This is a genomic window from Streptomyces sp. NPDC031049, from assembly GCF_055571015.1.
Genome location: NZ_JBVIGC010000004.1, coordinates 38,859 through 48,834, shown reverse-complemented (window position 1 = coordinate 48,834; position 9,976 = coordinate 38,859). Strand labels below are relative to the sequence as shown.

The following is a 9,976-nucleotide window of genomic DNA, read 5'->3' as shown; positions in this document are numbered from 1 at the left end:
CGGGGAGGGGTTGTGTTGGGGGGGGGGGGGGCTCCGCCCGCAGCGGTTGTCGCGTCAACACGGGGACCTTCCAGTCGGCCGATTTCGCGACGTTCCGAGGACGGAGACCCCCGGCGCGGCCCCGTACCACCCACCGGACCCGAGGCGCTACGCGCACCCCCGACCACCCGCAGCGGCGCCGCAGGCATCCACCCACCACCCCGCACCCGGCACACCACGCGAACCCCCACCCACCCCACACCCCGCGCAACCGCCGGAGGCACCCCGCGCCCACCCGGGTGGCAAGCCCGACGCCACACCCACCCCCTATGTCGAGTTTGTCTGATTAGCGCGTATCGTCGGCGCATGCCCACGCCATACGGATCCCGCGGCGGCATGGCGTTCGGCGTGGAGGAGCTGCGTGTGCTCCGCCGCGCCCTCGCCCTCGCCCTCAACCCCAGCCCCGTCTCGGCCGAGGACGTCCAGGACTGCCTCCGCCTAGCAGAGTCGCTCGACGAGGCGACGCGGGAGAGCGCCCGCCTGAGGGCGTTCCTGGTGGCCGACCTCGCCCGCTACCGCGCAGCGCTCCCCGGCACCGCCACCGGCTACCTCGCCCTCCTCGAAGAGGCTCTGAGCGCTGGGCACCACCCCACCCGTGACGACCTCGCCGCCCTGGGCGCCCTGCGCGGAAACCCCACCGCCGCCATCCTCCTCGCCCGTTGCCGGGCCGAGACCGCCACCGCCACCACCACCGGCACCACAGGCACCACCGGCACCGCCCACGCCACCGTCCCCGCCGCCCGCACGTCCACCGACACCCACGCCGCCACTCCCGCCTCAGCGTCCACCCCCACCTCCGCGACCGCCCGTACCCGCCTCCTTGCCCTCCCCGGCGGCTTGTCCGCCGCCCCCTTCGCGGCCGAGCAGGACCCCGGCAAGAGCCCCGAGAAGAAGCCGGCCCAGAAGCCCGCCCCGAGGCCCGCCCGGAAGCCGGCCCCCGCGCCCGGCCCCACCCCCAAGCGCCCCATCCCGACGCCGGGCGAGGTCTTCCCCCGCCGCAAGCCCGCCCCGCCCCCCGCCGGCTCCCACCCGCACCTCGCCGCAGGCTGACGGGCGCGGCTGGCTACCCTGGAGTCATGGACTACGTCTCCGCGCTCCTGCCCCCGGTCGTCATGGCCGTGCTCTTCGCCTCCGTGATCAGGGTGATCATCAAGTCCCAGGGCGGCGCCAACAAGGCCAAGGAGGACGCGGCCGTCGACGCCGCCCTCACGCGCGCGGAGAACACGCGGCAGAACTCCCCGCGCACCGGTTCCTGACCGACCCGCCACCCCCCCCGGGGGGCGGGTCGCCCGGCGTCGCCCGTCAGGCGGGCGCCCGCCACCTTCGCCTCCACCTGCGCCCCGCCACGGCCCCACCCGCGCCACCCCCACCTCCCCATTCGCCCCATTTGTCGCCGACGCGCACGTTCGTCCCGCCAATGCCGGGATCTCCCACTATTGTGCTGAGGTGTGCCTCGCCCATTGGGAGAACTCGAAGACGCGGTCATGACCCGGGTGTGGAAGTGGAACCGCCCGGTCACCGTTCGAGAAGTCCTGGAAGATCTCCAACAGGAACGGTCCATCGCGTACACCACGGTGATGACCGTTCTGGACAATCTTCATCAGAAGGGCTGGGTGCGCCGCGAGTCGGAAGGCCGGGCCTATCGATATGAGGCCGTCTCCACCCGCGCCGCCTACGCCGCCGCGCTCATGAACGACGCCTGGTCGCAGAGCGACAACCCGGCCGCCGCCCTCGTGGCGTTCTTCGGCATGATGAGCGAGGAACAACGACGGGCACTCAGCGACGCCATCCGCATCGTCCAAGGCCCGGAAACCTCCGAAACCCCCGAAACCCCGGCGCCCAATACTCCGCGGACCCCTCCCGCCCCCGGCTCGGCGCAGGGCGACGACGAGCGATAGCGTCCGCTCATGCCAGCGTCAGCAGTGAGCCCCGAAGTCACCGCAAATGCCATCACCGTCCGGCGGGCCCGCACCAGGGATGTCCCGGCGGTACGCCGGCTCCTCGACGCCTACGTCCGGGACGGCATCCTGCTCGACAAAGCGATGGTGACCCTTTACGAGGACATCCAGGAGTTCTGGGTCGCGGAACGCGACGACAACGCCGAGGTCGTCGGCTGCGGCGCGCTGCACGTGATGTGGGAAGACCTGGCGGAAGTGCGCACTCTCGCGGTCAAGCCGGGGCTGAAGGGCGCCGGCGTCGGCCACCTGCTGCTGCGGAAGTTGCTGGACACCGCACGCTGGCTCGGCGTTAGCCGCGTATTCTGCCTGACCTTCGAAGTGGACTTCTTCGTCAAGCACGGCTTCGTGGAGATCGGGGAGACGCCGGTCGACACCGATGTCTATGCGGAGCTGCTGCGTTCCTATGACGAGGGCGTCGCGGAGTTCCTCGGTCTCGAACGAGTGAAACCGAACACCCTCGGCAACAGCCGGATGCTTCTGCACCTGTGATCGACGGCACGACTGCCGCACACGGGTGCCCTATGTCCGAAACGCGCATCTTTCCGGTGGGGTGCCGGGCCGCCGGTCTCGGCCGGGGGTTTGTGTTTTTCCGGCAAAAGCGGTTTGCTTTCCGGCGTACTGCAGTACTGCATATAACAGGGGACGGCGTTACGGCGGACGCCGGCGGACCCCGGCCCTCAAGTTATCGATGAAAGGAAATCCGGTGGCACAGAAGGTTCAGGTCCTTCTTGTCGACGACCTCGACGGCGGCGAGGCGGACGAGACCGTCACGTTCGCGTTGGACGGCAAGACGTACGAGATCGATCTCACCACCGCCAACGCGGACAAGCTCCGCGGCCTTCTCGAGCCTTACGTGAAGGGCGGTCGTCGTACCGGAGGGCGCGCTTCGGGCGGGCGTGGCAAGGCGCGCGCTTCTTCGGGCAGCAGCCAGGACACCGCGGCCATCCGCGCATGGGCGAAGGAGAACGGTTACGAGGTCAACGACCGCGGCCGTGTTCCCGCCAGCATTCGCGAGGCCTACGAGAAGGCCAACGGCTGAACGATCGCCGGACCGGCGATCGACGGAACGGCACATGGCCGAACAGGTGACCGAGCGTAAGCCCGGTTCACCCGGAGGCCAGCGGCGCACCGCACGGGCGCCGCAGCCGGACGCGGTGACAGTGCGCCGCCACCGTGTCGACGAGCCGTGCGAGATCGGGGGTGCCCGCACCGCCCCCCACGGCCGACAGCGCAGGCAGCGAGGCCTCGACCTCGCGCCCTGGAACGGGGGGCCGCAGCCATACGGCGGCCCCCTGCCCACCCGCCCCTCCGGCCGCCCCGGCCGGACCGGGCCCGGGAGGCGGCGGCGCGTCCATGAGGCCGCCCTCGCCGACCGCTCTCAGGCCGAGGGGCAGCGAGCCCCACTCCAGCCAGTCCAGCAGCCCCGGCAGCTCCTCCGCGCTGCCCGCGGCCACGAGCAGCCGCATGCGCCCGCCCTGGACGGCCACGGGAGAGTCCGGCCTCAGCCGCCACAGCGCGCCCTGCCCGGCCTCCACGGGCACGTCCAGCACGTCGAACCGCACCCCCACCCGCAGCCGCACCGGCGCCGCAGCGCACCCGCACCCGCACCCGCACCCGCCGGGCAGACCGCACGCGCCACCAGGGACACCGCACGCGCCAGGAACCTCGTCCTGCCCCGTCGCCGTCTCCCACCGCAGCACGGTCTCGTACCACCACCGCGTCCGCCGGACCCACTCGGCGGGACCGGCGGGAGCGGCCGGAAGGCCGACGTGCGGCCCGGGTCCCTCCGGGCCGAGCGGCCGGCGAGGGGAAGGGACCGAGTTGGCACCTGACATGCCAAGTGCAACCGTCGAAAGGGCGTCCGGGTTACGCTGGGTGCCCTGACGAATGCGTTGAGTATCGAACGAGGGGGCGCACCGGGGTGCGGGGAGGCGTGAAGTTGTTCGCCCGTAGCGGAGGGAACGGGTGCACGCGGCATGGACTGTCAGTGCCGGCGGGTAAGACATCCCTAGTGGGAGGGGGCGACACGCAGGACGGGCCGTCTCACGTTCGCCATCGGCGTACTGGCGAGTGGGGTATCTGCCTGGCCTGCGGGAACATCGTCTCGCACCATCGGGTTGGAGCAGATGTCGGCGTTCGGGGTCAGGAGGCCATCGACGGTGTCGGCAGTTGGAATGAGCGGTCCCCGCTTGCGGGACTAAGCTGCGGAAGGACAGGGAGGGGAAGTTCCCCTTACTGCCTGACCGCTCTGAGGAGCGATTAACGATGTTCGAGAGGTTCACCGACCGCGCGCGGCGGGTTGTCGTCCTGGCTCAGGAAGAAGCCCGGATGCTCAACCACAACTACATCGGCACCGAGCACATCCTCCTGGGCCTGATCCACGAGGGTGAGGGTGTCGCCGCCAAGGCCCTTGAGAGCCTCGGGATTTCGCTCGAGGCGGTCCGCCAGCAGGTGGAGGAGATCATCGGGCAGGGCCAGCAGGCCCCGTCGGGTCACATCCCCTTCACTCCCCGTGCCAAGAAGGTGCTGGAGCTGTCGCTCCGCGAGGCGCTTCAGCTGGGCCACAACTACATCGGCACGGAGCACATCCTGCTCGGCCTGATCCGTGAGGGCGAGGGCGTCGCCGCCCAGGTCCTGGTCAAGCTGGGCGCAGATCTGAACCGCGTGCGGCAGCAGGTGATCCAGCTGCTCTCCGGTTACCAGGGCAAGGAGACCGCCACCGCCGGCGGTCCTGCCGAGGGCACGCCCTCCACGTCCCTGGTCCTCGACCAGTTCGGCCGGAACCTCACCCAGGCCGCTCGTGAGTCCAAGCTCGACCCGGTCATCGGGCGCGAGAAGGAGATCGAGCGGGTCATGCAGGTGCTGTCCCGCCGGACGAAGAACAACCCGGTCCTGATCGGTGAGCCCGGCGTCGGCAAGACCGCCGTCGTGGAGGGCCTCGCCCAGGCCATCGTCAAGGGCGAGGTGCCCGAGACCCTCAAGGACAAGCACCTCTACACCCTGGACCTCGGCGCGCTGGTCGCCGGCTCCCGCTACCGCGGTGACTTCGAGGAGCGCCTGAAGAAGGTGCTCAAGGAGATCCGCACCCGCGGCGACATCATCCTGTTCATCGACGAGTTGCACACGCTGGTCGGTGCGGGTGCCGCCGAGGGCGCCATCGACGCGGCGAGCATCCTCAAGCCGATGCTGGCCCGCGGTGAGCTCCAGACCATCGGTGCGACCACGCTGGACGAGTACCGCAAGCACCTGGAGAAGGACGCGGCCCTCGAGCGCCGCTTCCAGCCCATCCAGGTCGCGGAGCCGTCGCTGCCGCACACGATCGAGATCCTCAAGGGCCTGCGCGACCGTTACGAGGCGCACCACCGCGTCTCCATCACCGACGAGGCGCTGGTCCAGGCCGCCACCCTGGCCGACCGGTACATCTCGGACCGCTTCCTGCCGGACAAGGCGATCGACCTGATCGACGAGGCCGGTTCCCGGATGCGGATCCGCCGGATGACCGCGCCGCCGGACCTGCGCGAGTTCGACGAGAAGATCGCCGGCGTCCGCCGGGACAAGGAGTCCGCGATCGACTCGCAGGACTTCGAGAAGGCCGCCTCCCTGCGCGACAAGGAGAAGCAGCTCCTGGCCGCCAAGGCCAAGCGGGAGAAGGAGTGGAAGGCCGGCGACATGGACGTCGTCGCCGAGGTCGACGGCGAGCTGATCGCCGAGGTCCTCGCCACGGCCACCGGCATCCCGGTCTTCAAGCTGACCGAGGAGGAGTCCAGCCGTCTGCTCCGCATGGAGGACGAGCTGCACAAGCGGGTCATCGGCCAGAACGACGCCGTCAAGGCGCTGTCGAAGGCGATCCGCCGTACCCGCGCCGGCCTGAAGGACCCGAAGCGTCCGGGTGGCTCGTTCATCTTCGCCGGCCCGTCCGGTGTCGGTAAGACGGAGCTGTCCAAGGCGCTCGCGGAGTTCCTCTTCGGTGACGAGGACGCGCTGATCTCCCTCGACATGTCGGAGTTCAGCGAGAAGCACACGGTCTCGCGTCTCTTCGGTTCGCCCCCCGGCTACGTGGGCTACGAGGAGGGCGGCCAGCTGACCGAGAAGGTGCGCCGCAAGCCGTTCTCGGTCGTCCTCTTCGACGAGGTCGAGAAGGCCCACCCGGACATCTTCAACTCGCTGCTGCAGATCCTGGAGGACGGTCGGCTGACCGACTCCCAGGGCCGGGTCGTGGACTTCAAGAACACGGTCATCATCATGACGACCAACCTCGGCACCCGGGACATCTCCAAGGGCTTCAACCTGGGCTTCGCCGCCGCGGGCGACACGAAGACCAACTACGAGCGCATGAAGAACAAGGTGTCGGACGAGCTGAAGCAGCACTTCCGGCCCGAGTTCCTCAACCGCGTCGACGACGTGGTGGTCTTCCCGCAGCTGACGCAGAACGACATCCTGAGGATCGTCGACCTGATGATCAGCAAGGTGGACGAGCGCCTGAAGGACCGGGACATGGGCATCGAGCTGTCCCAGACCGCCAAGGAGCTGCTGTCCAAGAAGGGCTACGACCCCGTGCTGGGCGCCCGGCCGCTGCGCCGGACCATCCAGCGCGAGATCGAGGACTCGCTGTCGGAGAAGATCCTCTTCGGCGAGCTGCGCCCCGGTCACATCGTGGTCGTGGACACCGAGGGCGAGGGCGAGTCCCAGACCTTCACCTTCCGCGGTGAGGAGAAGTCGGCACTGCCCGACGTCCCGCCGATCGAGCAGGCGGCGGGCGGCGGCCCGAACCTGAGCAAGGAGGCGTAGCCCTCCGGGCGCGCCGAGCAAGGGGCTGCCCCGGGACTCCGGTCCCGGGGCAGCCCCTTTGCCGTGCCGCGTCGCGGCGGCCGTCCGTCAGGGGTGGGTCAGGTGTACTGCGGCACCTGGGAAGAGCGGCCGGAACCCGGACAAGGTGCAGGAGTGCCCGGGCCGGTTCGCGAGCGTCACCTCATGCAGGCCCGGCAGCCGGGCCGCCAGGGCCGCGAGGTGCTCGGTCCCCTCCATGCCGTACACCACCAGTGTCTGGATGTCGGGAAGTTCGGGCATGCGGTCGATGGAGTCTGGTAGCTCCCGGATGATCGCCGCGTGCAGGTGCAGGCGGGTGAGCCCGGGCAGGGCGGCGACCTCCCGCCAATCGTCTGCCGTCAGTTCGCTGGTCAGTCGGCCGAGGTTGAGCGTATGCAGGGTTTCCCAGCGCGCCAGGCCCCGCAGCCCGGTCGATGCCGTGCTCCTGCCGACCAGGCTGAGAACGCCCAGCGGTGATTCGGTGGGCAGCGCCTCGCTGAGATCAGTGCCCGGCAGGTGCTCGTCCAGGTCCAGGTAGAGCAGGGTCAGTGATGTCAGGGACCGTATCCCCGACAGGCTGGAGCCGAATCCGAGGACGAGTTCGGTGAGGGGCAGCTCGGCCAGAGCCTCCAGGCTGCCGGCGTTCGGGCACTCCTTCTGCGTCAGCCTGCTCAGCGAGGTGAAGCGTTGCAGTGCGGTCAAGTCCGTCAACAGGGGATTCTCGAAGACGTTCAGCTCCATCACCGCGCCGGGTTCCGGTACGGCGTCCACGATGTCCTTGGCCCGGTACCGCCCCGTGACCGACAGCCTGGGCCACGGCCGCAACCCGGCGAGCGCGGCGAGCTGGGCCGGTGATTCGCAGTCCAGGATGAGGCCCGTACGGTCGAGGTGGTCCAGGACCTCCGCCGCGTACTCCTCCGTGTCGAACCGGTGCCACGTGCCCACGAGCTGGCGTCGCACGTCCAGGTCGGTGTGGTCCCGGAAGCGGCGCAGCACGGCCAGCGCCCCGTCGGGTTCCTCCCGGCCCAGGACCGAGGCGGTGACCGTGACGCCCCGGGCCTCCTCGTCCGTCAGGCCGTCCGGCCCCGGCAGCAGCTCCAGGACCAGCGGACCGGCCCCGGCGAGTTCCCGCGCCGCCTCGGTGGTGCGCGGCGGGATCAGTGCGGCGGCCCGGTCGGCCACTTCCGTCCGCACCGCCGGGTCCAGGGCCGTCGTGTGCTCCAGACAGGCCAGGGCCAGCAGCGTGAGCCGGGGCGTGTCGCGGGCCAGCAGCTCGCGCAGCACGGACCCGCGTTCGTGCGGCCGGGCGTGGGCCACGGCCATGCGGATGACGTCCTCCCACTGGGTGTCGTCGGCATGGCTGGTGAGGACGCCGAGGTGGCCCTCGGCCACGGCGTACCGGGCGGCGAGATAGTCCTGGAAGGTGCGGTGGACGAAGTCCACGACGCCCTCGGCCGGCCGGCGCAGCACCCCGCTGCGCAGCAGCAGCGTCCGCAGGACGTCGGCCGCGCCCCCGTGCCCGGCGTCCGGCGCCAGCACCGGCAGCGCCCGTTCCACGATGCCCTCGGCCGTCTCAAGGGCCATCTCGGTGCCGCCGCTGAGCACCATGGCGTAGGCGAGGCGTTGCAGCAGTTCCAGCTGCGCCTCCTCGCCCAGCTCCGGGCCGTCGACGGTGCCCATGCCCCGTTCCCGGTCCCGGCGGGCGAGCAGCATGGTGAGGGCGGCGTCGTACAGTTCCTTGCGTCCGGTGGGCAGATAGCCGCGCCGCTCGCGGTGCAGGGCGCAGAGCAGGCCGCACATCAGCGGGTTGGTGACCAGGCCGGACAGATCGCGCTTGGTGCGCAGGGAGTCCAGCAGCCGCTGCTCGTACTCCGGGGCGTCGGCCGCCCGGTGCCAGCGGTGGACGAAGGTGGCGACCTCGGCCCGGCCCATCGGGGCCAGGGAGAGTTCCCGGAAGCCTTCGCGGGCCAGCCAGTCGGTGCGTACGGCGGTGGGGCGGGTGGTCAGCAGCCAGCGGTTGCCGGGGTAGGCGTGGATGAGACCGGTCAGCCAGTCCCGGGCGGCGTGACGGTCGGCCGCCGGGATCTCGTCCAGCCCGTCGACCAGGACCAGGGCCCGGCGTGTGGCCAGGACGCGTTCCGCCCAGCCGTCCGGGGGTGCGAGCGGGCAGCCGACCGCGGTCAGGAAGGCGGCCGGGGCGGGCAGGGGTCCGGTGCGGACCAGGGTGCGCAGCGGGAGGACGTACGGGATGCGGGTGCCCTCCCGGGCCGCGGTCACCGCCAGCCACTGCACCAGGGTGGTCTTGCCGGAGCCCGCGTCGCCGCGCAGCAGCACCTTCGCTTCCCGGTCCAGGGTCTCGTCGGCGGGTATCCGTTCGGTGCGCGCCGGTGCGCCCTCGCCGAACAGGGCGTCCCGGTCGGTGTCGGCGCCGGGGGCCCGGTCGTCGGTCGCCTCCAGGCTCAGGTAGGCGACCTCCAGCGGCCATCGGTCCGGGGAGTCGCGCAGGTCGACGCCGTAGATGGTGAGGTGGTTGTGGCGCTCGGCGACGTACGACAGGTACCGGCGTTCGAAGGCGGTGTCCCGGGCGTCCGGGCGCGGTGTGCGGGTGATCAGCTCGTCGACCTTCGCGATCAGCTCGGCCTGGCCGCGGGTCTGGGCCACCAGCGTCCGGGCGACGAAGGTGGAGCGCCGGGTGAAGAACTCCAGGATGTGCAGGCACGCCCACTCGGTCGCGGAGTCGAGGAAGTGGCGGGCGTCGGTGGACAGGCCGTCGCCGGCCCCGGCGGCGTGCCGGCGCAGCCGGACGGCCAGTTCGCGGTGGCCCAGCCGGACCGCCTGGACGTCGTCCATGTCCAGGTCGCCGAGGGCGAGCAGCCGGGCGGCCAGGGCGTCGGCGACCGCGGTCTCCTCCTCGCGCGGGAAGGGCGGCTCGCCGGGGGAGTCCAGCGAGTCCCCGACCAGCCGCCCCGCGAGCCGGCGCACCTCCCGCTCGCCGAGCGTGCGCTGCTCGCCCCGGAACGCGACGAGGTGCGTGAGCCGGACCGGTCTGTCGACCAGTCCGGCGCCGGGGCCGCCCGTGACGAAGAGCTTCTTCACCAGCGGGGCGACCAGCCCGGACGCCAGCTTCCCGCCGAGTGCCGCCGGTTCCATCCGTCACCCCCGTGGTCCGTCGC

8 protein-coding genes are annotated in these 9,976 nt (G+C 71.2%); 6 read left to right on the top strand and 2 right to left on the bottom strand.

The window, feature by feature from the left end; genetic code table 11:
• Positions 1-345 precede the first annotated feature (345 nt).
• The 5 genes from ACZ45Q_RS07995 (at position 346) to ACZ45Q_RS07975 (ending at position 3,036) form a co-directional block, all read left to right on the top strand.
• Positions 346-1,089, top strand: coding sequence for a hypothetical protein (locus ACZ45Q_RS07995; protein ID WP_468256602.1), 744 nt, complete (start codon positions 346-348; stop codon positions 1,087-1,089).
• A gap of 26 nt (positions 1,090-1,115) precedes the next feature.
• On the top strand, positions 1,116-1,295 hold the full coding sequence (locus ACZ45Q_RS07990; RefSeq protein WP_468256600.1) for a hypothetical protein: 180 nt from the start codon (positions 1,116-1,118) through the stop codon (positions 1,293-1,295).
• A gap of 192 nt (positions 1,296-1,487) precedes the next feature.
• Complete coding sequence (locus ACZ45Q_RS07985; protein ID WP_468256597.1) at positions 1,488-1,937, top strand: BlaI/MecI/CopY family transcriptional regulator; 450 nt, start codon at positions 1,488-1,490, stop codon at positions 1,935-1,937.
• Between the two features lie 9 nt (positions 1,938-1,946).
• Complete coding sequence (locus ACZ45Q_RS07980; RefSeq protein ID WP_468256594.1) at positions 1,947-2,486, top strand: amino-acid N-acetyltransferase; 540 nt, start codon at positions 1,947-1,949, stop codon at positions 2,484-2,486.
• Between the two features lie 214 nt (positions 2,487-2,700).
• The gene (locus tag ACZ45Q_RS07975) at positions 2,701-3,036 is read left to right on the top strand and encodes a histone-like nucleoid-structuring protein Lsr2 (RefSeq protein WP_468256591.1); all 336 of its coding nucleotides are present in this window, start codon (positions 2,701-2,703) and stop codon (positions 3,034-3,036) included.
• Between the two features lie 67 nt (positions 3,037-3,103).
• Here the strand turns inward: ACZ45Q_RS07975 and ACZ45Q_RS07970 are convergent, their stop codons facing one another.
• A complete protein-coding gene (locus ACZ45Q_RS07970) occupies positions 3,104-3,832 on the bottom strand; it encodes an SCO3374 family protein (RefSeq protein WP_468256589.1) in 729 nt (242 codons plus the stop codon).
• A gap of 430 nt (positions 3,833-4,262) precedes the next feature.
• Here ACZ45Q_RS07970 and ACZ45Q_RS07965 point away from each other — a divergent pair, with 430 nt between their 5' ends.
• Positions 4,263-6,785 carry an ATP-dependent Clp protease ATP-binding subunit gene (locus tag ACZ45Q_RS07965; protein ID WP_468256587.1) on the top strand — a complete coding sequence of 841 codons (2,523 nt, stop codon included), beginning with the start codon at positions 4,263-4,265 and terminating at the stop codon, positions 6,783-6,785.
• Positions 6,786-6,872: 87 nt separating this feature from the next.
• On the opposite strand, the gene ACZ45Q_RS07960 is transcribed toward ACZ45Q_RS07965, so the two are convergent.
• A complete protein-coding gene (locus ACZ45Q_RS07960; protein WP_468256585.1) occupies positions 6,873-9,953 on the bottom strand; it encodes an NACHT domain-containing protein in 3,081 nt (1,026 codons plus the stop codon).
• Positions 9,954-9,976 lie beyond the last annotated feature (23 nt).

Excerpts from the sequence above, each read along its gene's own strand:
- ACZ45Q_RS07965 (WP_468256587.1), top strand. The coding sequence starts at position 4,263 with ATGTTCGAGAGGTTCACCGACCGCGCGCGGCGGGTTGTCGTCCTGGCT.
- ACZ45Q_RS07980 (WP_468256594.1), top strand. The coding sequence starts at position 1,947 with ATGCCAGCGTCAGCAGTGAGCCCCGAAGTCACCGCAAATGCCATCACC.
- ACZ45Q_RS07960 (WP_468256585.1), bottom strand. The coding sequence starts at position 9,953 with ATGGAACCGGCGGCACTCGGCGGGAAGCTGGCGTCCGGGCTGGTCGCC.
- ACZ45Q_RS07970 (WP_468256589.1), bottom strand. The coding sequence starts at position 3,832 with ATGTCAGGTGCCAACTCGGTCCCTTCCCCTCGCCGGCCGCTCGGCCCG.
- ACZ45Q_RS07995 (WP_468256602.1), top strand. The coding sequence starts at position 346 with ATGCCCACGCCATACGGATCCCGCGGCGGCATGGCGTTCGGCGTGGAG.
- ACZ45Q_RS07990 (WP_468256600.1), top strand. The coding sequence starts at position 1,116 with ATGGACTACGTCTCCGCGCTCCTGCCCCCGGTCGTCATGGCCGTGCTC.